The 19,544-nt window shown below is 65.6% G+C and carries 19 protein-coding genes; 5 read left to right on the top strand and 14 right to left on the bottom strand.

The window, feature by feature from the left end:
* Positions 1–480 precede the first annotated feature (480 nt).
* The 4 genes from galE to F3J20_RS04120 all read right to left on the bottom strand — a co-directional run bounded on the left by galE (position 481) and on the right by F3J20_RS04120 (position 4,841).
* On the bottom strand, positions 481–1,503 hold the full coding sequence (gene galE / locus F3J20_RS04135) for a UDP-glucose 4-epimerase GalE (protein ID WP_167036422.1): 1,023 nt from the start codon (positions 1,501–1,503) through the stop codon (positions 481–483).
* Between the two features lie 12 nt (positions 1,504–1,515).
* A complete protein-coding gene (locus F3J20_RS04130; RefSeq protein ID WP_167036425.1) occupies positions 1,516–2,664 on the bottom strand; it encodes a glycosyltransferase family 4 protein in 1,149 nt (382 codons plus the stop codon).
* Between the two features lie 87 nt (positions 2,665–2,751).
* Entirely contained in the window at positions 2,752–3,582 is an 831-nt protein-coding gene (locus tag F3J20_RS04125) for a glycosyltransferase (protein WP_167036428.1), read from the bottom strand.
* Complete coding sequence (locus tag F3J20_RS04120; protein WP_167036431.1) at positions 3,579–4,841, bottom strand: oligosaccharide flippase family protein; 1,263 nt, start codon at positions 4,839–4,841, stop codon at positions 3,579–3,581. The genes F3J20_RS04125 and F3J20_RS04120 overlap by 4 nt, the downstream gene beginning before the upstream one ends.
* Positions 4,842–5,134: 293 nt before the next feature.
* On the opposite strand from F3J20_RS04120, the gene F3J20_RS04115 reads away from it, so the two are divergent.
* The 5 genes from F3J20_RS04115 to F3J20_RS04095 all read left to right on the top strand — a co-directional run bounded on the left by F3J20_RS04115 (position 5,135) and on the right by F3J20_RS04095 (position 10,684).
* Positions 5,135–6,529 (top strand): phosphomannomutase/phosphoglucomutase, encoded by a 1,395-nt coding sequence (locus F3J20_RS04115; protein ID WP_167036434.1) that lies wholly within the window; start codon positions 5,135–5,137, stop codon positions 6,527–6,529.
* A gap of 266 nt (positions 6,530–6,795) precedes the next feature.
* Positions 6,796–7,797, top strand: coding sequence for a lipopolysaccharide heptosyltransferase I (gene waaC / locus F3J20_RS04110; RefSeq protein ID WP_167036437.1), 1,002 nt, complete (start codon positions 6,796–6,798; stop codon positions 7,795–7,797).
* An 88-nt stretch (positions 7,798–7,885) separates the two neighbouring features.
* Positions 7,886–8,770, top strand: a complete 885-nt coding sequence (locus tag F3J20_RS04105; RefSeq protein WP_167036439.1) for a Kdo hydroxylase family protein — start codon at positions 7,886–7,888, stop codon at positions 8,768–8,770.
* A gap of 232 nt (positions 8,771–9,002) precedes the next feature.
* Positions 9,003–10,316, top strand: a complete 1,314-nt coding sequence (gene waaA, locus F3J20_RS04100) for a lipid IV(A) 3-deoxy-D-manno-octulosonic acid transferase (protein ID WP_167036442.1) — start codon at positions 9,003–9,005, stop codon at positions 10,314–10,316.
* A complete protein-coding gene (locus F3J20_RS04095; RefSeq protein ID WP_167036444.1) occupies positions 10,313–10,684 on the top strand; it encodes a hypothetical protein in 372 nt (123 codons plus the stop codon). The genes waaA and F3J20_RS04095 overlap by 4 nt, the downstream gene beginning before the upstream one ends.
* A gap of 2 nt (positions 10,685–10,686) precedes the next feature.
* Here the strand turns inward: F3J20_RS04095 and ureG are convergent, their stop codons facing one another.
* From ureG to urtC, 10 genes are all read right to left on the bottom strand, one after another.
* Positions 10,687–11,343 carry an urease accessory protein UreG gene (ureG, locus tag F3J20_RS04090; protein ID WP_167036447.1) on the bottom strand — a complete coding sequence of 219 codons (657 nt, stop codon included), beginning with the start codon at positions 11,341–11,343 and terminating at the stop codon, positions 10,687–10,689.
* 19 nt (positions 11,344–11,362) lie between these two features.
* A complete protein-coding gene (locus tag F3J20_RS04085) occupies positions 11,363–12,043 on the bottom strand; it encodes an urease accessory UreF family protein (RefSeq protein WP_167036450.1) in 681 nt (226 codons plus the stop codon).
* Complete coding sequence (gene ureE, locus F3J20_RS04080; protein ID WP_167282104.1) at positions 12,030–12,767, bottom strand: urease accessory protein UreE; 738 nt, start codon at positions 12,765–12,767, stop codon at positions 12,030–12,032. The genes F3J20_RS04085 and ureE overlap by 14 nt, the downstream gene beginning before the upstream one ends.
* A 2-nt stretch (positions 12,768–12,769) precedes the next feature.
* On the bottom strand, positions 12,770–14,476 hold the full coding sequence (gene ureC, locus F3J20_RS04075) for an urease subunit alpha (RefSeq protein ID WP_167036455.1): 1,707 nt from the start codon (positions 14,474–14,476) through the stop codon (positions 12,770–12,772).
* 203 nt (positions 14,477–14,679) lie between these two features.
* Positions 14,680–14,985, bottom strand: a complete 306-nt coding sequence (locus F3J20_RS04070; protein ID WP_167036942.1) for an urease subunit beta — start codon at positions 14,983–14,985, stop codon at positions 14,680–14,682.
* Between the two features lie 37 nt (positions 14,986–15,022).
* Complete coding sequence (gene ureA, locus F3J20_RS04065) at positions 15,023–15,325, bottom strand: urease subunit gamma (protein ID WP_167036458.1); 303 nt, start codon at positions 15,323–15,325, stop codon at positions 15,023–15,025.
* Positions 15,326–15,706: 381 nt separating this feature from the next.
* Positions 15,707–16,624: an urease accessory protein UreD gene (locus F3J20_RS04060; protein ID WP_167282102.1), complete on the bottom strand. Its 918-nt coding sequence runs from the start codon at positions 16,622–16,624 to the stop codon at positions 15,707–15,709.
* A 55-nt stretch (positions 16,625–16,679) separates the two neighbouring features.
* Positions 16,680–17,372 carry an urea ABC transporter ATP-binding subunit UrtE gene (urtE, locus tag F3J20_RS04055; protein WP_167282100.1) on the bottom strand — a complete coding sequence of 231 codons (693 nt, stop codon included), beginning with the start codon at positions 17,370–17,372 and terminating at the stop codon, positions 16,680–16,682.
* Between the two features lie 27 nt (positions 17,373–17,399).
* On the bottom strand, positions 17,400–18,263 hold the full coding sequence (gene urtD, locus F3J20_RS04050) for an urea ABC transporter ATP-binding protein UrtD (RefSeq protein WP_167036946.1): 864 nt from the start codon (positions 18,261–18,263) through the stop codon (positions 17,400–17,402).
* Positions 18,263–19,543 carry an urea ABC transporter permease subunit UrtC gene (gene urtC / locus F3J20_RS04045; protein WP_167282098.1) on the bottom strand — a complete coding sequence of 427 codons (1,281 nt, stop codon included), beginning with the start codon at positions 19,541–19,543 and terminating at the stop codon, positions 18,263–18,265. The genes urtD and urtC overlap by 1 nt, the downstream gene beginning before the upstream one ends.
* Position 19,544 lies beyond the last annotated feature (1 nt).

Genomic DNA, 19,544 nt, shown 5'->3' with positions numbered 1-19,544 from the left:
GGACTGGAAAATAGCAGCGAAATGCGAAGCGTCCCTTACTGTGGTTTACGGTATTCGTTAGTCGAATACATGCCGGGAATTATTCGCGTATCGTGAATTCAATGAAAGAAAAGTGCTGTTGAAGTGGTCTTATCCGATGGTGTTTTTTTGAATTATTTATTGAATTCGCGAGTGCATGAAACGCGAATTATCGGGGAATAAAGGGGCGCGAGAAAACCGAAAGTACTCTTGTGGGAATGTGGGGGTGCGAGAAAGCAAGCGTACTCGTCGCCATGCTTTCCATGGGGAACCGAAGGGAAGTACTCGCTTACAAAGAGGGAAGGACGTTGCCGTGCGGCTACGTCGACTGTCGTAATCGAGGTATCTGCCTCACAAAGACCAACCGCGGCGGAGCCCGTGCATCGCGACTCACCGGGTCCGCGGTCGATCTGCAGCGGCACTCAGGCCGCTTCTGCCGTTATTGAACCGGCCTCGGCCGCTTCAGGCAAACCCTCGCGGATTCATCGACTGCCAGCGCCAATGATCGGCGCACATGCGCTCGATGCCGAACTGCGCGCGCCAGCCGAGAATCCGCTCGGCCGCCGCCGGATCTGCGAAACATTGCGCAACATCGCCGGGCCGGCGCGCGACGATCTCATACGGCACCGGCTTGCCGGACGCCTTCTCGAACGCGCGCACGACGTCGAGCACGCTATAGCCCTGACCCGTGCCGAGATTGACGACAAAGCTCGCATCGCGTTTGACGAGCGCATCGAGCGCGGCGAGATGCCCGCGCGCCAGATCGACCACGTGGATGTAATCGCGCACACCGGTGCCGTCGGGCGTTTCATAATCGCCGCCGAACACGCGCAGTTTCTCGAGCTTGCCGACCGCGACCTGCGCGACGTATGGCATCAGGTTGTTGGGAATGCCGGCCGGGTCTTCGCCGATCAGGCCGCTCTCGTGCGCGCCGACCGGGTTGAAATAGCGCAGCGTCGCGATGCGCCACGACGGGTCAGACACTTCGAGATCGCGCAGCACCTGCTCGGCGATCAGCTTCGATTGACCATACGGGTTGGTTGCCGAGAGCGGGAACGATTCGTCGATCGGCGAGCTTTTCGGCACGCCGTACACGGTCGCCGACGAGCTGAACACGAACTGCTTCACGTTGCGATCGCGCATCACGCCGAGCAGCGCGAGCAGACTGCCGACGTTATTGCGGTAGTACTCGATCGGCTTCGCGACCGATTCGCCGACCGCTTTCAGCGCCGCGAAGTGGATCGCGCCGGTGATCGGGTGCGCGTCGAAAATCCGCCGCAGTGCCGTTTCGTCGCAGGCGTCGTCGTCGTAGAAGGTCACGGCGCGGCCGGTGATCTGCTCCACGCGCCGCAGCGATTCGCGCCTGCTGTTCACGAGGTTGTCGATCACCACGACGTCGTAGCCGCCGTTCAGCAGTTCGACGCAGGTGTGCGAGCCGATGAAGCCCGCGCCGCCCGTTACCAGAATCGTGCCCTTCGTGGTCATGCTGTTGCTCCCTTAAAGTAAAACGCCTGTGATTTTCTGTACCAGGTCTTTATAGGTTTCGACGACCATGCGTTCGTCGAATTCGGTTGCGACTTTCTGCCGGCCGCGTTCGGCCATCGCGCGACGCCCGGCGGCGCTCATGTCGAGCATGCGCGCGAGGCTCGCGGCGAGGCTCGCGGCATTGCGCACTTCGCACAGCAAGCCGTTGACACCGTCGGCCACCACTTCGCGGCAGCCGGGCACGTCGGTCGTGACGATCGGCCGGCCCATCGACGACGCTTCCATCAGCGTGCGCGGCACGCCTTCGCGATACGACGGCAGCACGACGCAATCGGCCGCAGCGATAAACGGCCGCACGTCGTGCGCTTCGCCCAGATACTCGATCACGCCTTCCTGTTCCCACGCGGCGACCTCGGCGCGCGTGATCGCACTCGGATTGTCGACGCCGACCGGCCCGAGCAACTGGAAGCGCGCATGCGGGTAGCGTTCGCGCAACTGCCGCGCGGCCTCGACGAATTCGCCGACACCCTTGTCCCACAGCAGCCGTCCGATCAGCACGAAGCGAAACTCCGCGCCTTCGGGCAGCGGGCTCAGCGCGAACTGTTCGAGATCGACGCCTTCGCCATGCAGCAGCCGCGCGCGTTCGGGATGCACGAGCAGCTTGCCGTCGATGAACGCGGCCTGATCGTCGCGATTGAGGAACCACACTTCGCGCGGGAAACGGAACGCAAAACGATACAGCTTTTTGGCGATCTGCGCGGCACGGCTCTGCTGGATGAACACGTAGCCGAGCCCCGTCGTGACCGCGATCGACTGCACGCCGGCGAGCTTCGCCGCGATCGAGCCGTAGATGTTTGGTTTGATCGTGTAGTGAAACACGACGTGCGGACGAATTGTCCGGTATTGCCGGTACAGCGCCAGCAGCATGCGCAGATCCTCGCGCGGACTCGTGCCTTTCGAGGCGACCGGCAGCTCGATGCAGCGGCAGCCCATCGCCGTGAGCAATTCGAACGTGCGGTCGCGCGGCGCGAGCACCGTGACGTCGACGCCGCGTCCGATCAGCATGCGGATCAGCCCTTGCCGATACGTATAGATTGCCCAGGCCGTGTTGCAGACGAGTGTAATGCGCAGCGCGGGCGTCGACTTGAAAGAGGGCTTCATGCGTGTAAGGCGGGGCGTGGGGTTATCTGATGAGCGAGGTAGCGAATAAAATCGCGAACAAAACCGCGACCCTCGCGCGCAACATGTTCAACGACTCACGCGCGGCGCGAGCAGCGCGCGCTTGACCCGCTGCAGCGTGCGATAAGGCAGCGCGAGATGCAGCAGATTCTTCGCGAGACCGAGCCAGTCGTACGGATTGCCCGCGTTGAAATAGCGTAACTGCAAACGCAGCGTCGAGCCGATCTGGCGGCGCCGCTTCGTCGCGCTGATGCCGCCTTCGTTCAGTTCGTAGTAGAGACCGAGTTCGGGCAGGTTCGCGCAGTCGTAGCGATCCATCAGACGTACGAACAGATCGAGGTCTTCCGCCGAACGATACTCGGCGCGATAGTTGCCGGCCGTGCGCACGGCATCGATGCGCAGCATCATCGACGGATGCGCGAGGCACGAGCGGAAAAACCGCTGACGCCGGATCGCGTCCGGCTCGGTGGGCGGCGTCAGCATGAAGAGTGGTTCGCCCGCGCGCGTGACGACCTGGGTCCACATGCCGAGGCCCGCCACGTTCGGATGCCGTTCCATGAACGCGCGCTGCTTCGCGAGCCGTTGCGGCACCGCGCGGTCGCCCGTGTCGATACGCGCGGCGTAGCGAAAGCCGCGCTGCGCGAGCGCGTCGATGCCGGTTTGCAACGCGCGTTCGATGCCGCCGTTCTGCGCCATGCGCAGCACTTCGATATGCAGGTTCGGCAGTGTCGGCGCGACGATCGGCGGCGTGCTGCCGTCGTCGACGATCAGCACGTGCACCGGCGCATTTTCCTCGAACGAGGCGAGCGTGGCATCGAGGTCCGCCTGGCCGTTGTACGCGGGGATCAGCACCGCGACGTCGTCGAGCGGGATTTGCGCGGTGGCGGATGAATTCGTCATGGGCGCAGTTTGAAACGGATGTAATAAAGATTGACCGACGCGGCCGCGAGATAACCGGCCGCGAGACCCACGAGCGCGCCATACGCGCCGAGCCGCGCAATCGCGAGCAGATTGACCGCGAACGCCACCGCGAGCGCAAGCAGCCATTTCGCGAGCAGTACGAACTTGGCCTGATACTTGAGCACGACCAGATTGCCGATTGCCTCGATACCGGCCGGCACGGACAACCACACGGCCCAGCGGAAAATCTCGATCGCGCCTTCGAAGTCCGGCCCGAACACGCGGCGAATGATAAAGCCCGCGAGCAGGTCGAGCACGAGCGCGCCGGCCACCATCAGCACGGCGGTCAAGGCGGTCAGGCGCAGCATGTTGCGGCGCAGTTGCGCGATGCCCTGCACGCGATAGACAAAGGCCGGCGCGATGGTCTGCGCGAGCATCAGCGCGAGCGTGATCCAGTTTTCGTTCAACTGCTGCGCGGCCGAATAGCGTCCGAGGTCGGCGAACGAAATCGCGCGCTCGAGCATGAGCCGGTCCAGTTTCAGGAACAGATACATACAGATGAGCCCGAGCCAGAACACCGTGCCCGCGCTCGCGAAGTGTTTGAACAGCGTCCGGTCGACATGCCAGCCGAGCTTGCCGCCATGCCGGCGCATGAAGTAGAGCACCAGCACCGCGCCGATCGCCGCGGATTCGAGCGCCCACAGCCAGCCGAAGCGCGCGGGCGCGGCCATCGCGCGCACCAGCAGATAGACGAGGCCGGCCTTGAGCACCGCCGTGCTCATGCTGGTCAGCAACTGCGGCTTGCTGTAGGTCATGCTTTGCAGCCACGCGTTGATGATGCCGACGAACGGTTCGCGAAACAGCATGGTCACCGCGAGGCCCGCGAGCATCGCGCCGACGAGCGGTTCGAACAGATGCAGCGCGATGCCGAGCCACGTGAGCAGCAGCGCGATGGCCGACACGGAAAAGCGCAACGCAAAGGCGCTGCCGAGCACGGTGCCGAGTTGTGCGGGCGCGCGATTGACGATGGTCGGCACGAGGATTTCCGCGCCGCACACCCAGGTGATCGGCGACAGCACGAGCAGCAGCGTGTTCGCGTATTGCCACTTGCCGAACGTGTCGGGCCCGAAGTAACGCGCGAGCATGCCGCTGATCGCGATCGCGACGCCGATCTGCGTGAGCCGTTCGAGTCCGAGCCAGATGATGTTCGTGAACGCGCGCGTGACGTCGGGATTGGCGAAACGTTTGAGCGTCAGCATCCGTTGGCCGCCCGCCGTTGCGCGCCGGCGCGGCCGCATTGCGCGGCGCCCCGCATGTTCGCCCGCCCGGCCGGCAGCCGCGGCAACTTTACAAAAGGAGGGCGTCTAAGCATTAGAATGGCGTTATTCAGGCTGGTCAGAAGAACGCAATTATAAGTTGGAACCGGATCGCTTCCGGCAAGGGCGCGTCGCGGCGAGGCAAGGCCCGGTTTTAGCGTGGTTTTTACCGCGATTTTTACCGGTCACCGACGGTGCGCAGGTCAAAATTTTCCATTGCACGCAAGTGAGCCAACATGATCTCCAAATCCATTTTCAAGGCGTATGACATTCGTGGCGTCGTCGGCAAGACGCTCGATGCCGAGACCGCGCGTTCCATCGGCCGCGCGTTCGGCAGCGAAGTGCGTGCGCAGGGCGGCGACGCGGTCGTGGTCGCGCGCGACGGCCGCCTGTCGGGTCCCGAACTGATCCAGGCGTTGTCCGACGGTTTGCGCGCGGCAGGTGTCGACGTCGTCAACGTCGGCATGGTGCCCACGCCGGTCGGCTACTTCGCGGCAAGCGTGCCGCTCAAGCTCGCGGGCGGCGAGCGCCGCGTCGATTCGTGCATCGTCGTGACCGGCAGCCACAATCCGCCCGACTACAACGGCTTCAAGATGGTCCTGCGCGGCGCGGCCATTTACGGCGAGCAGATTCTCGCGCTGCATCAGCGCATCGTCGACGAAAACTTCGCGCAAGGCAGTGGCTCGTACGCCGAGTACGACATCGCCGACGAGTATCTCGAGCGCATCGCGAGCGACGTGAAGCTCGCGCGCCCGATCAAGATCGTCGTCGATACCGGCAACGGCGTGGCCGGCGGCCTCGCGCCGAAGCTGTTCAAAAAGCTCGGCTGCGAACTCGTCGAACTCTTCACCGAAGTCGACGGCAACTTCCCGAACCATCACCCGGACCCGGCGCACCCCGAAAATCTCGAAGACGTGATTCGCGCGCTGAAGGAAACCGATGCCGAAATCGGCTTCGCGTTCGACGGCGACGGCGACCGCCTGGGCGTCGTCACGAAAGACGGCCAGATCATCTATCCGGACCGTCAGCTGATGCTGTTCGCCGAAGAAGTCCTGTCGCGCAACAAGGGCGCGCAGATCATCTACGACGTGAAGTGCACGCGCAATCTCGCGAAGTGGGTCAAGGACAAGGGCGGTGAGCCGCTGATGTGGAAGACCGGCCACTCGCTCGTGAAGGCGAAGCTGCGCGAAACCGGCGCGCCGCTCGCGGGCGAAATGAGCGGCCACGTGTTCTTCAAGGACCGCTGGTACGGTTTCGACGACGGCCTGTACACGGGCGCGCGTCTGCTCGAAATCCTCACGCGCGTCGCCGATCCGAGCCAGCTGCTGAACTCGCTGCCGAACTCGCACGCCACGCCCGAGCTGCAACTGAAGCTCGAAGAGGGCGAGAACTTCGAACTGATCGCGCGCTTGCAGAAGAACGCGCAGTTCACCGGCGCGGACGACGTCGTGAAGATCGACGGCCTGCGCGTCGAGTATCCGGACGGCTTCGGTCTCGCGCGTTCGTCGAACACGACGCCAGTCGTCGTGATGCGTTTCGAGGCCGACAACGACGCGGCGTTGAAGCGCATCCAGGACGATTTCCGCCGCGTGATTCTCGCGGAGAAAGCCGACGCGAAACTGCCGTTCTGACGGCGGCGCGGCGGTGCCGCGGTCCTGGTCGCAACAGGTCGAAGCACCGCCGCCATCGAACGCGGCGCGGGCGGTATTGCCCGCGCCGCATTTTTCATGTCGCGCCAAGGCGGGGCCTCTCTCGCATTCTTATGTGACGTTTTGATGCGCGGCCCACGCGGCGCGCTAGAATTGCCGTCCTCTGCCCTGTCGGGGGCTTGGCGCGCGTCGCCGGGTTCGGGGCTTTATCAACGCATCTTCGAGCCGGACAGCCGGTTTTCCCACTCTTGAGCGCGCAAAAGATACTGATCGTGAGGGTGTCGTCGCTGGGCGACGTCGTTCACAACATGCCGGTGATCGCCGACATCCGGCGCCGCCATCCCGATGCGCAGATCGACTGGCTCGTCGAAGAGAGCTTCGTCGGGCTCGTGGAACTCGTCGGCGGCGTGCGGCGCGCGATTCCGGTGTCGCTGCGGCGCTGGCGCAAGCGCATCCTGTCGGTCGGCAACTGGCGCGAGATCGGCGCGTTTCGCCGCGCGCTCGCGGCCGAGCACTACGATCTCGTGATCGACTGCCAGGGGCTCATCAAGACCGCCTGGGTGTCGAGCATGGCGCGCGGACCGGTGACCGGTCTCGCGAACCGCACCGAGGGCGCGGGCTTCGAATGGCCGGTGCGCTTCTTCTACGACCGGCGCGTGCCGATCGAGCCGCGCACGCACGTAGTCGAGCGCACGCGGCAACTGGTGGCGGCGGCGCTCGGCGACCCCGCGCCGCAACCGACCGACGAGATCGACTTCGGCCTCGATACGCGCCGTGCGGCGCTCGCGCTGTCGCAGGCGAATCTGAACCTGCCGGTGCCGTACGTCGTGTTCGTGCACGCGACCTCGCGCGCCGACAAGCAGTGGCCCGATACCGCGTGGATCGAACTCGGGCAGTCGCTCGTGCGGCGCGGCGCGTCGCTCGTGCTGCCGTGGGGCAGCGAGGCCGAGCGCGCGACCAGCGAGCGGCTCGCGAAGGAATTCGGCGCGGCCGCGATCGTGCCGCCGAAGCTGTCGCTGCCGGCGGTGGTCGGCCTGATCGAGGGCGCGGCTGCGACGGTCGGGGTCGACACGGGGCTGGTGCACATCGCCGCGGCGCTGAAGCGGCCCACGGTCGAGTTGTACAATTTCTCCACTGCGTGGCGCACCGGCGGCTACTGGTCGCCGAACGTCGTCAATCTCGGCGCGGCCGGGCAGCCGCCGACGCTGCAACAGGTCAAGTCGGCGCTGGCGGGCTTCGGTCTTCTATAGCCGGGGCCGCCATCCCCCGCGTCCACTGCAATCCGCCGGTGCGCTGCGCCTTGAGCACCTTCCGCACCTTCCGTTCCCAAGGGCGACCATGAACGAAACCCAGATCATCGAAGTAGCGAGCGCCGATTGGCACGGCCGCAACCTGTCCGTGCCGCGCGAGACGCTGCTCGCCGGCGTCGAGCGCGGCAAGGTGCTGTACTTCCCGAACCTGCGCTTCGCGATCGAAGGCGGCGAGCAGGCGCTGCTCGACCCGGCGCTCGCCGATCCGAACCGCAAGAACATCAGCCTCGAACCGAACGGCGGCGCGCTGCACGGCGTGGCCGGCGACGCGGTCACGCAGTCGGCCGTGCGCGCGCTGGTGGCGCGCTACCAGGCCAACGCGCGCACGCTCGTCGACGGGCTGTTCCCCGAATACGACGGCAAGCTGCGCGTCGCGCCCACGAGCCTGCGGCTGCATCAGGTCGCCACGCGCCAAAGCTCGTGGCGCAAGGACGATAGCCGTCTGCACATCGACGCGTTTCCGTCGCGGCCCAATTACGGCGAGCGTATCCTGCGCGTGTTTACGAACGTCAATCCGCATGGCGAGCCGCGCGTGTGGCGCGTCGGCGAACCGTTCGAGGACATCGCGCAACGCTTCCTGCCGCGCATCAAGCCGCAGATGCCGGGCTCGGCATGGCTGCTGAATCTGCTGCACGTCACCAAGTCGCCGCGCAGCGAGTACGACCATCTAATGCTCAATCTGCACGACGGCATGAAGGCCGACCTCGACTATCAGAAGACGAGCCCGCAGGAGACCATGCGGTTTCCGCCGGGCTGCGTGTGGGTGTGCTTCTCCGATCAGGCCTCGCATGCGGTGATGTCCGGCCAGTTCATGCTCGAACAGACGTTCTTCCTGCCGGTGAAGGCGATGGCGCAGCCCGAGTGCGCGCCGCTCGGCATTCTCGAGCGCCTGAAGGGCAGGGCGCTGGTTTGAGCGCCGCGGTTGGCCTGATGGCCTGGCGGGGCGCGCCGGCCGCTTGTTTGTCGTGGGGTGAGATCGATGCGAGTCGCGCGAGTTGCGTGGGCGGTGTGATTCGCGCGGGCGCGGCGATCGGCGCGATTCACCTAAAGCGTCCGAACCACACGAACTACGTGCATCCCGTGCACCCCACGCGCCGCGCGGATCATTCGAGCCGCCCGAGCCATGCGAACGATGCGGAGCGCCGATGCTAAGAGCGATTTATCGCGCGCTCTGGTGGCTCGTCGCGCCGCTGGCCGTGCTGCGTCTGTTGATCCGTTCGCGCAAGGAGCGCGGATATCGCGAGCATATCGGCGAGCGCTTCGGCTATGCGCGCGGCCGCCTGCCCGAGGACAGCGCGCCGTTGATCTGGGTGCATGCGGTGTCGGTTGGCGAAACGCGCGCTGCGCAGCCGCTCATCGATGCATTGATGAAGGCGCGTCCCGACGCACGCATTCTGCTCACGCACATGACGCCGAGCGGCCGCGCGACCGGCACCGGGATTTTCGGCGACCGCGTGCTGCGCTGTTATCTGCCCTACGACATGCCTCACGCGGTGCGGCGTTTTCTGCGCGCGTGGCGGCCGTCGCTCGGTCTCGTGATGGAGACCGAAGTGTGGCCGACGCTGATCGACGAATGCCGCCGCGCCGACGTACCGCTCATATTGACCAATGCGCGGATGTCGGCGCGTTCGTACAAGCGCGCGGCGAAGTTCGGCAGCGCGACGAAGGACGTGTTCGGTGGTTTCGCGCGCGTGCTCGCGCAGAGCCCGTCCGATGCCGAACGGCTGACCGCGCTCGGCGCGCGCAACGTCGCGGTGCTCGGCAATCTGAAGTTCGATATGAGCACGCCGCCCGAACTCGTGGCGCGCGGTCATGCGTGGCGCGCCGCGATCGGCACGCGGCCCGTGTGGGTCGCGGCCAGCACGCGCGAGGGCGAAGAGGCGCTCGTGCTCGAAGCGTTTGCGGCGCTTGGCGTCGACGATGCGCTGCTGATTCTGGTGCCGCGTCATCCGCAGCGCTTCAACGAGGTCGCGGGGCTTGTCGAGAAGGCGGGCTTGCGGCTCGAACGCCGCTCGAACTGGGCGCCCGATGCGAAGCTCGCGTCGGCGGCGCGAAGCGTGGACGACGGCGTGCCGCCGTTGTCTGCGGACGTGAAGGTGCTGCTCGGCGATTCGATGGGCGAACTGGGTGCTTACTATGCGGCGTCGGACCTTGCGTTTATCGGCGGCAGTCTGTTGCCGCTCGGCGGACAGAATCTGATCGAAGCGTGCGCGGTCGGCGTGCCGGTGCTGATCGGCCCGCACGTGTTCAACTTCACCCAGGCCACTGCCGACGCGGTCGCGGCCGGCGCCGCCGTGCAGGTGCAGGACCCGGCCGATCTGGCGCGCGCGTTGCGCGAGCTGTTTGGCGACAGGGCGCGGCGGCTGGCGATGGGTGGCGCGGCGGCGGCGTTCGCCGCACGGCACAGCGGAGCGACGGCGCGGACGGTGGATGTGTTGACGGCGGTGTTGCCGGGATGAGGAAAAAAGCCGATGGGCGGTTAATTCTTCTTCGGACTTTAATCAATCGATGGGGGCCGCCGTTGATCGTGATGGGGACCGTCTTGGGTATGTATCACGCAGTGGTGGACCATTTTTACGGTGGCCGGATTTCTCTGCTTCAGGAGCAAGTTGCATTGCTCAAGCAGCAAAATGAAAGTCTGATGCAAAGCAATACGGAATTGCATCACACGCAATGTGATGTTCAGTATTCGCAGATCGATTCCGCCAGAAAACTGGCCGATATGCGAATGGCTCAGCTCACGTCGTCTATCCAGCTGGTTGGTGGGGGAGCCGTTAATCCAGATGACGTTGCTTATCGCTACATGTGTCTTCGCTTGAAGCGGTAGTCTCACACCCTCAACAACCCCTTCTTTTCAATAAACGCGACCACCTCGTCCAGGCCCGCGAGCGCCTTCAGATTGCACATCACAAATGGCCGCTCGCCGCGCATCCTGGTCGCATCGGACGCCATCACGTCGAGGTTCGCGCCGACCAGCGGCGCGAGGTCCGTCTTGTTGATGACGAGCAGATCCGACTTGGTGATACCGGGGCCGCCCTTGCGCGGAATCTTCTCGCCGCCCGCGACGTCGATTACGTAGATCGTCAGGTCCGACAGTTCCGGGCTGAAGGTCGCCGCGAGATTGTCGCCGCCCGATTCGATGAACACGATGTCCGCGTCGGGAAAACGTGTGAGCATGCGCTCGACCGCTTCGAGGTTGATCGACGCATCCTCGCGGATCGCCGTATGCGGGCAGCCGCCCGTCTCGACGCCCATGATTCGCTCGGCCGGCAACGCGCCCGCCACCGTCAGCAGACGCTGGTCCTCTTTCGTGTAGATGTCGTTCGTGATCGCGACGAGGTCGTACCGGTCGCGCATCGCCTTGCACAGCATTTCGAGCAACGTGGTCTTGCCCGAGCCGACCGGACCGCCGACGCCCACGCGCAGCGGCGGCAGTTTCTTCGTGCGGGGTCGGGCGGGGAAAGCGGAATGATGAGGTGCGTTCATGATGGATCGTGTGAGCGTGTTACGAGCGGAAGAGCCGCGAATACTGCGACTCGTGGCGCGCCGAGAGAATGCCGAGTTGCGGCGCGAACGTGTTGATGTCCTCGCGCGAGGTCGCGAGCGCCCGCGCGACGGCCGCATCGATCGGCCCGCGCAGCGCGACGAGGATGCGCTGGCCCGCGAGCTGTCCGAGCGGCACCGCCTTCAGGGCGGCGGCGGCCTGGTTCTCGACCCAGCTGAACGCGTAGGCGGCCAGCGCGGCATCGGCGGCGGCGTCGTGCGCATAGGCGGCGAAGGCGAACGCGGTCGGCTGCGCGAGCGGCGTGAGCGTGGCGAGCGTCGCGCGTCGTGACGCATCGCCCCATTCGAGCGACACGCACAACTGCCGCAGCGACCAGCCCATCTGCTCCGTTTCGCGCCGCAGTTCGGCCGATTCGCGGCTCGCGAGAAATTCGCCGTTGGCATCGGCGAGGCCGGCCGCGTCGTGCGTGCGCCAGCGCTCCATCTGCTGCGCGAGAAACGGCAGCTCGCAGCGTGCGAGCACGTCGGTCAGGCCGCTTGCGATCCAGTCGCGCGCGGAATCTGCGTCGGTGATCAATTGCGCTTCGATGGCTGCTTCGAGGCCCTGCGAATAGCTGAACGCGCCGATCGGCAGCGCCGGCGACGCGAGATGCAGCAGTGCGGTGAGTTCAGCGATGCGCATGCGGGTGTGAGTGATGCGAGTGGCCGCATGTGTCGTCGTGCGCGTGGTCATGGTCACATGCCTGGCCATGCTGATGATCGTGATCGTGGCCACGCTCATGGCCGTGCTCGTGCTCGTGCTCGTGCTCACGCGCTTGCGAGTGCGCATGTGGGTGCTCATGCAAGTGCCCATGCGAATGCGCGCAACCCTCATGGGCATGCGCATGCCCATGATGCTCACCGAACACCTGCTGCGCGAGCGCATAGTCTTCGGCGAAGGTCTCGTCGTGACCATGCTTGTGTCCGCCGCCATACGCGCCCGCTTCGGGCTGGAACGGCAGCGATACCTGCTCGACCGTCGCGCCGATGCGCACGAGCATATCGGCAAGCACCGGATCGTATTCGAGCTTCAGATAATCGGCGCCGACTTCCACCGGCGTATGACGATTGCCGAGGTGATACGCGGCGCGCGTGAGCGTCAGCGCATCCGAAGCGCGTACGTAAAGCACGGCTTCATGCGCGGCAACGACACGCACGAGACCGCCATCGTCGGCGATGAGCACGTCGCCGTCGTGCAGCACGGTGCCGCGCGGTAACAGCAATGCGACTTCCTCGCCGTTGTCGAGCGTCGCCGCCAGACGGCTTTTGCGGCGCTCGTCGAAGGCGAGCGTCAATGTCGGGGCGCGCCGGATCAAGACGGGCGCGAGTTTCAGATGCGGTGCGAGAAGTTTGTCGAGAGTACGCATGTCTAGAAGAGGAAATAACGTTGCGCCATCGGCAGCACGGCGGCCGGCTCGCAGGTGAGCAACTGGCCGTCGGCGATCACCTGATACGTTTCGGGATCGACGCTGATGTTCGGGCGCCACGCGTTGTGAATCATGTCGGCCTTCGTGATGTTGCGGCAGTTCTTCACCGCGACGATGCGCTTTTGCAAACCATAGCGTTCGGCGACGTTCGCCTCGGCGGCCATCCGCGAGACGAAGGTCAGCGACGTTCGGCCGAGCGCGCCGCCGCGCGTCGCGAACATCTCGCGATAGTGCACGGGCTGCGGTGTCGGAATCGATGCGTTGGGGTCGCCCATCTGCGCCATCGCGATCATGCCGCCCTTGAGGATCAGCGACGGCTTGATGCCGAAAAACGCCGGCTCCCAGAACACGAGGTCGGCCCACTTGCCCGGTTCGATCGAACCGACTTCATGCGCGATGCCGTGCGTGATCGCCGGGTTGATCGTGTACTTCGCGACGTAGCGCTTCGCACGGAAATTGTCGTGACGCGCGTTGTCCTCGGGCAGCGCGCCGCGTTGCACCTTCATCTTGTGCGCGGTCTGCCACGTGCGAATGATGACCTCGCCGACACGCCCCATCGCCTGCGAATCGGAAGACAGCATCGACAGCGCGCCGAGGTCGTGCAGGATGTCCTCGGCCGCGATCGTCTCGCGGCGAATCCGCGATTCGGCAAAGGCGATGTCTTCGGCAATCGACGGGTCGAGGTGATGACACACCATCAGCATGTCGAGATGTTCTTCGAGCGTGTTGACCGTATAGGGGCGTGTCGGATTCGTCGACGAGGGCAGCACGTTCGCCTCGCCGCATACCTTGATGATGTCGGGCGCGTGGCCGCCGCCCGCGCCTTCGGTGTGATACGTGTGGATCGTGCGGCCCCTGAACGCGGCCACGGTCGCTTCGACGAAGCCCGCTTCGTTGAGCGTGTCGGTGTGGATCGCGACCTGCGTGTCGGTGTCGTCGGCGACGGCAAGGCAGTTGTCGATCGCGGCCGGCGTCGTGCCCCAGTCCTCGTGCAGCTTCAGGCCGATCGCGCCGGCGGCGATCTGCTCGACGAGCGGCTGCGGCCGGCTCGCGTTGCCCTTGCCGAGAAAGCCGAGGTTCATCGGATACCCGTCGGCCGCCTGCAGCATGCGTTCGAGATGCCACGGCCCCGGCGTGCAGGTCGTCGCATTGGTACCGGTCGCGGGGCCGGTGCCGCCGCCGAGCATCGTCGTCACGCCGCTCGCGAGGGCTTCCTCGATCTGCTGCGGGCTGATGAAGTGGATATGCGTGTCGATGCCGCCCGCCGTCACGATCAGCCCTTCGCCCGCGATCACTTCGGTGGACGCACCGATCGCGATCGTCACGTTCGGCTGGATGTCGGGGTTGCCGGCCTTGCCGATCGCCGCGATGCGCCCGTCCTTGATGCCGATGTCGGCCTTCACGATGCCCCAGTGATCGAGAATCACCGCGTTCGTCACGACCGTATCGACGACCTCGGCATGCACGCGCTGCGACTGGCCCATGCCGTCGCGAATCACCTTGCCGCCGCCGAACTTGACCTCTTCGCCGTAGGTCGTGAAGTCGCGTTCGATCTCGATCAGCAGGTCGGTGTCGGCGAGGCGCACGCGGTCGCCGGTGGTGGGGCCGAACATCTCCGCGTATGCGCGGCGGCCAATGCGTAGTGTCATGGTGTGGGTCCGGAATGGGCGGCTAAGCGAAGCGAGGCTGCGGAGCGTGGTTGCGATGGGAAGCTATAAAGCAAGGCCGTGAAGCAAGGCTATGAAGCAAGGCTATGAAGCAAGGCTATGAAGCAAGGCTATGAAGCAAGGCTATGAAGCAAGACCAGAAGCGGCACAGCGCGGCCGAAGCGAACGGGCGCGGCTCGCGTACCTCACAGCTTGCCCATCACCTTGCCGTTGAAGCCGTAGACGACCCGCTCGCCCGCCAGTTCGACGAGCTCGACCGTGCGCTCCTGGCCGGGCTCGAAGCGCACGGCGGTGCCGGCCGCGATGTTCAGGCGAAAGCCGCGCGCCGCGTCGCGATCGAACGACAGCGCTTCGTTCACCTCGTAGAAGTGGTAGTGCGAGCCGATCTGCACCGGCCGATCGCCGGTATTCGACACGACCACCGTGAGCGTCGCGCGGCCCGCGTTCAGTTCGTGCTCGCCGTCGTCGATGAGGAGTTCGCCGGGAATCATGGAACCTGCCATGGAGCCTGCCTTGACGGTAAGAAGTTCAGGGAATCGGATGATGCACCGTGACGAGCTTGGTGCCGTCGGGGAACGTCGCCTCGACCTGGATGTCGGGGATCATCTCGGGCACGCCTTCCATCACGTCGGCGCGCGTAAGCAGCGTGGTGCCGTAGTGCATGACCTCGGCAACGCTCCTGCCGTCGCGCGCCGCTTCCATCAGCGCCGCGCTGATGAAGGCGACCGCTTCCGGATAGTTCAGTTTGAGGCCGCGCGCGCGGCGCCGTTCGGCGAGCAGCGCGGCGGTGAAGATCAGCAGCTTGTCCTTCTCGCGAGGTGTCAGCTTCATCGGATATGGGCTTGCAAATAGGGCTTGCGGTGAGGTCGGTCGTGGTGGCGTGGCCTGTCGCGTTGCGGACAATGCGGCCATGCCGGATCAACTGGTCACGGTATCAAGTCCTGCTAACGGTGGGCTTACAGACAGGGGGCGGCCGTCGGGTCGTGGTGCCACGCGGCAGCACAGTGTGCGGCGGCGCAATGCAACGCAAGCCGTATGCCATCGCGTCGCGGCCTCGGTGCACAGCGCGCGCGACGCGCTTGCGCACGGGTTTGGGGCATGCGTGCGCGCCACGTTGGTGCGCGTTCGGCGTTCTGAAGGTGAAAACCGAGGCGGGCGGCTTGCCGGGTCGGCCAGGTGCAAGCGTGCGGGTCTTCCGCGCTGCTCAGGTGCTCAGGTCGACCAGATTCGCAACGGCACCGCCGCGACGCCATGCACGACCGGCCGCAATTGCAGCCAGCAGCGCGTCAGTGCCTGTTGCAGCGTCTCCATCGAGCGCGACACCGCGCGCACGATCAGCACGCCGTTCGTCACGCACGAGGCGGCGGCGCGCAGCGTATCGTCGAACGGCAGTTGCGCCGAGAGCGACTCGGCGAGCGCGTCGTCGCACGCGGCGCCGACGGCCCATAGCGCGCCGTAGGCAGGAAAGCCGGCCAGCCCTTGCGGTGCATCGCGCAGCGGATCGTTCGCGGCGAGGCTCGCGCGCTCGAACCACAGCAATTCGCCGCGCGCGCCGACGATGCGCGACACCGCACTCAGGCTGCCCGCCGACCAGCGTTCGCCGGCCGCCTGGCGTCCGAGCTGCGTCGCGTCCCAGCCGATCGCGCTCGCGCCGTCGGCGAGCGTCAGCGAAAAATCGAGTTGCGCATGCGCATGATCGAACACGATGTTGTTCTGCGGCAGCCAGTCGAGCTTCGCGTGTTCGCCGACGCGCACCGCAATGCGCTGCCGCGCCGCGCGGCCGTTCGACTTGTACCACTTGGTCGCGCCCGGCGTCGTCAGCACGGCATGGCTGTGCATGCCGAGCGCGACGTCGATGTCGAGCCGGTCGCCACCCGCGATGCCGCCGGGCGGATGCACGATCACCGCATGGCAGATCGCCTGGCCTTCGGGGTAGAGCGGACGTTGCACGCGCAATGGCCCAGCGTGCCGCCGGTGCGCGAGCGTCGTGCGTGCGTCGCCGTGGGTGAAGCCGAGTTCGAGGCGCGCATGCCACGGCGCATGGGTGGCGTCATGAGCGGCCTCAGGGGTAGCGTCATGAGCAGCCGGTTGCGCGGTGACGAGCGTGGCGCGGTTTTCGTGAAGCGACATGCGAGTGGATGGGTGGGCGACGGCGTGGAACGGAGCGGGTCAAACGAGTGCCATGTTAAACCGCAATCAACCCGCGCACGCCATCCGCTTCCATATTCGCGCCTGCGCCGCCCGCGACGATCTCCCCTCGGCTCATCACCCAGTAATGATCGGCGATCGCTTTGGCGAAGTCGTAATACTGCTCGACGAGCAGCACCGTCAGGCCCATGTCCTCGACCAGTTGCCGCAGCGTGCGGCCGATGTCCTGAATGATCGACGGCTGGATGCCTTCGGTCGGCTCGTCGAGAATCAGCAGTTGCGGCTCGCTCATCAGCGCGCGGCCGATCGCGAGCTGTTGCTGCTGACCGCCCGAGAGATCGCCGCCGCGCCGTCCGCGCATGTCCTTAAGCACGGGAAACAGTTCGTAGATGCGCTCGGGGATCTGCTTCGGCGCCTTGCGGCTCGCCGCGCCCACCAGCAGATTTTCCTCGACGGTCAAACGCGGAAAGATATCGCGGCCCTGCGGCACGTAAGCGAGACCCTGCGCGACGCGCGCATGGGTCGGCAGCTTCGTGAGCGGCATGCCGCGCCATGCGATCGCACCGCTCTTCGCGGGCACGACGCCCATCAGGCAGCGCAGTAGCGTGGTCTTGCCGACGCCGTTGCGGCCGAGCAGCACCGTGAGCTTGCCGTCGGGCACGCTGAGCTGCACGTCGCGCAGAATGTGGCTGCCGCCGTAGTACTGGTTCAGTCGGTCTACTTCGAGCATGTTCCTGATGTCCTGTCGAATCGTCGTTCAGCGGCCCAGATAAGACTCTATGACGGTCTCGTTCTGCTGCACCTCGTCGAGCGTGCCGTGCGCGAGCACGCGCCCCTCGGCCATGACCGTTACCTTGCCGGTTTCTCCCGCGAGCGCCGCGACGAACTCCATGTCGTGCTCGACGACCATCATCGAGCAGGTGCCGCGCAGCCGGTCGAGCAGTTCGGCAAGCTGCATGGTTTCGTCGTCAGTCATGCCGGCCGCGGGTTCGTCGAGCAGCAGCAGTGCCGGGCGTTGCATCAGCAGCATGCCGATTTCGAGGCGCTGTTTCTGTCCATGCGAAAGCTCGCCCGCGAGCCGCCGCGCTTCGCTTTCGAGCCCGATCAGCGCGAGCGTTTGCTCGATGCGCGCCTGCGCCTCGCGATCGAGCCGTGCGCGCAGCGAGGCCCACCAGCCCTTGTCGGCCTGCATCGCGAGTTCGAGGTTTTCCCATACGGGATGCTGTTCGAACACGGTCGGCTTCTGGAACTTGCGGCCGATGCCCGCGCGCGCGATCGCGGGCTCGTTCATGCGCGTGAGGTCGATCGACTGGCCGAGAAACACCTTGCCGTCGTCGGGCGCGGTCTTGCCGGTGATGACGTCCATCATCGTGGTCTTGCCCGCGCCGTTCGGGCCGATGACGCAGCGCAGTTCGCCCGCGTCGATCGCGAGCGACAATGCGTTGAGTGCGCGAAAGCCGTCGAAGCTCACGGTCACGTCTTCGAGGTAGAGGATCGTGCCGTGCGAGACGTCGATCTCGCCCGGTACGACCGCGTGCCCCATGTTCGCGACGCCGCTCAGCGACGTTTCGGCGGGTGCTTCAGGCAAGGCCAGATCGGCCACCAGCGGGTTTTCGTTCATCATGCGCGGTTCCTTTTGCGCGTCAGCAGCTCGGCGAGCCCCATGATGCCGTTCGGCAACAACAGCGGCACCAGCACGAAAATCAGGCCGAGAAAGAACAGCCAGTACTCCGGAAAGTTCGCCGTGAAAAAGCTCTTCGCGCCGTTCACCGCGAACGCGCCGATGATCGGTCCGATCAGCGTGCCGCGTCCGCCGACCGCGACCCAGATCGCCATTTCGATCGAATTGCCCGGCGACATCTCGCCCGGATTGATGATGCCGACCTGCGGCACGTAGAGCGCGCCCGCGATGCCGCACAGCACGGCCGACACGGTCCACACGAAGAGCTTGTAGGCAAGCGGGCTATAGCCGAGAAACATCAGCCGCGTTTCGCCGTCACGCACCGCGGTGACGACGCGGCCGAGCTTCGAGGTGACGATCGCGCGCGCGCCGAGGAACGCCGCGACCAGCACCGCGAACGTGATTAGCAGCAAGGCGGCGCGCGTGCCCGGATGCGTGATCGGAAAACCGCCGATGCGCTTGAAGTCGGTGAAGCCGTTGTTGCCACCGAAGCCCGTTTCGTTGCGATAGAACAGCAGCATCGCGGCGAAGGTCATGGCCTGCGTGATGATCGACAGGTACACGCCTTTCACGCGCGAGCGGAACGTGAAGAAGCCGAACACCCACGCGACCACGGCCGGCACCAGCACGACGAGCAGCAGCGCATAGCCGAGATGCTGCGTGCCCTGCCAGTACCACGGCAACCGGTGCCAGTCGAGAAACACCATGAAGTCGGGCAGATCGCTGCCGTACTTGCCGTCGTGGCCGATCGCGCGCATCAGGTACATGCCGATCGCGTAGCCGCCGAGCGCGAAGAACAGCGCATGGCCGAGGCTCAGGATGCCGCAGTAGCCCCAGACGAGATCGAGCGCGAGCGCCGCGATCGCGTAGCACATGAACTTGCCGGTCAGCGTCATCGCGTAGGCGGACAGATGCAGCGCGCTCGTTTCGGGAATCACGAGCGCGGCGAACGGCACGCCGAGGCCGAACACGATGACGAGCGCGATCAGCGCGAGCCACGCGCGACGCGACAGCAAGGCGGGACGCGGCGGCAGGCCGAGCGCGAAGCCGGCGTTGGCATCGCGTGCGTTGCCCGCGCCGCTGCCTGCCGTGGCGCCAGGCGCATGACCGTCGCGACCGACGCGCGACGGTGCGACGGAAGATGGACTTGCCGGCGAATGCGTCGCTGAGGTCGCCTCCGAGGCGGCCGACGACGTAGTAGAGGAAATTGCCGATGTCATC

The organism is Paraburkholderia sp. Cy-641 (assembly GCF_011752945.1).
Classification (GTDB): domain Bacteria; phylum Pseudomonadota; class Gammaproteobacteria; order Burkholderiales; family Burkholderiaceae; genus Paraburkholderia.
Note: the sequence above shows the minus strand (reverse complement) of the source record. Positions and strands in the feature narration are given on the sequence as shown.

Excerpts from the sequence above, each read along its gene's own strand:
- urtD (WP_167036946.1), bottom strand. The coding sequence starts at position 18,263 with ATGAACGAAAACCCGCTGGTGGCCGATCTGGCCTTGCCTGAAGCACCC.
- ureG (WP_167036447.1), bottom strand. The coding sequence starts at position 11,343 with ATGAACGCACCTCATCATTCCGCTTTCCCCGCCCGACCCCGCACGAAG.
- waaA (WP_167036442.1), top strand. The coding sequence starts at position 9,003 with ATGCTAAGAGCGATTTATCGCGCGCTCTGGTGGCTCGTCGCGCCGCTG.
- urtC (WP_167282098.1), bottom strand. The coding sequence starts at position 19,543 with ATGACATCGGCAATTTCCTCTACTACGTCGTCGGCCGCCTCGGAGGCG.
- F3J20_RS04060 (WP_167282102.1), bottom strand. The coding sequence starts at position 16,624 with ATGTCGCTTCACGAAAACCGCGCCACGCTCGTCACCGCGCAACCGGCT.
- F3J20_RS04085 (WP_167036450.1), bottom strand. The coding sequence starts at position 12,043 with ATGCGCATCGCTGAACTCACCGCACTGCTGCATCTCGCGTCGCCGGCG.
- galE (WP_167036422.1), bottom strand. The coding sequence starts at position 1,503 with ATGACCACGAAGGGCACGATTCTGGTAACGGGCGGCGCGGGCTTCATC.
- F3J20_RS04070 (WP_167036942.1), bottom strand. The coding sequence starts at position 14,985 with ATGATTCCCGGCGAACTCCTCATCGACGACGGCGAGCACGAACTGAAC.
- ureC (WP_167036455.1), bottom strand. The coding sequence starts at position 14,476 with ATGACACTACGCATTGGCCGCCGCGCATACGCGGAGATGTTCGGCCCC.
- F3J20_RS04115 (WP_167036434.1), top strand. The coding sequence starts at position 5,135 with ATGATCTCCAAATCCATTTTCAAGGCGTATGACATTCGTGGCGTCGTC.
- F3J20_RS04095 (WP_167036444.1), top strand. The coding sequence starts at position 10,313 with ATGAGGAAAAAAGCCGATGGGCGGTTAATTCTTCTTCGGACTTTAATC.
- ureA (WP_167036458.1), bottom strand. The coding sequence starts at position 15,325 with ATGAAGCTGACACCTCGCGAGAAGGACAAGCTGCTGATCTTCACCGCC.
- F3J20_RS04120 (WP_167036431.1), bottom strand. The coding sequence starts at position 4,841 with ATGCTGACGCTCAAACGTTTCGCCAATCCCGACGTCACGCGCGCGTTC.
- F3J20_RS04125 (WP_167036428.1), bottom strand. The coding sequence starts at position 3,582 with ATGACGAATTCATCCGCCACCGCGCAAATCCCGCTCGACGACGTCGCG.
- F3J20_RS04105 (WP_167036439.1), top strand. The coding sequence starts at position 7,886 with ATGAACGAAACCCAGATCATCGAAGTAGCGAGCGCCGATTGGCACGGC.
- F3J20_RS04130 (WP_167036425.1), bottom strand. The coding sequence starts at position 2,664 with ATGAAGCCCTCTTTCAAGTCGACGCCCGCGCTGCGCATTACACTCGTC.
- ureE (WP_167282104.1), bottom strand. The coding sequence starts at position 12,767 with ATGCGTACTCTCGACAAACTTCTCGCACCGCATCTGAAACTCGCGCCC.
- urtE (WP_167282100.1), bottom strand. The coding sequence starts at position 17,372 with ATGCTCGAAGTAGACCGACTGAACCAGTACTACGGCGGCAGCCACATT.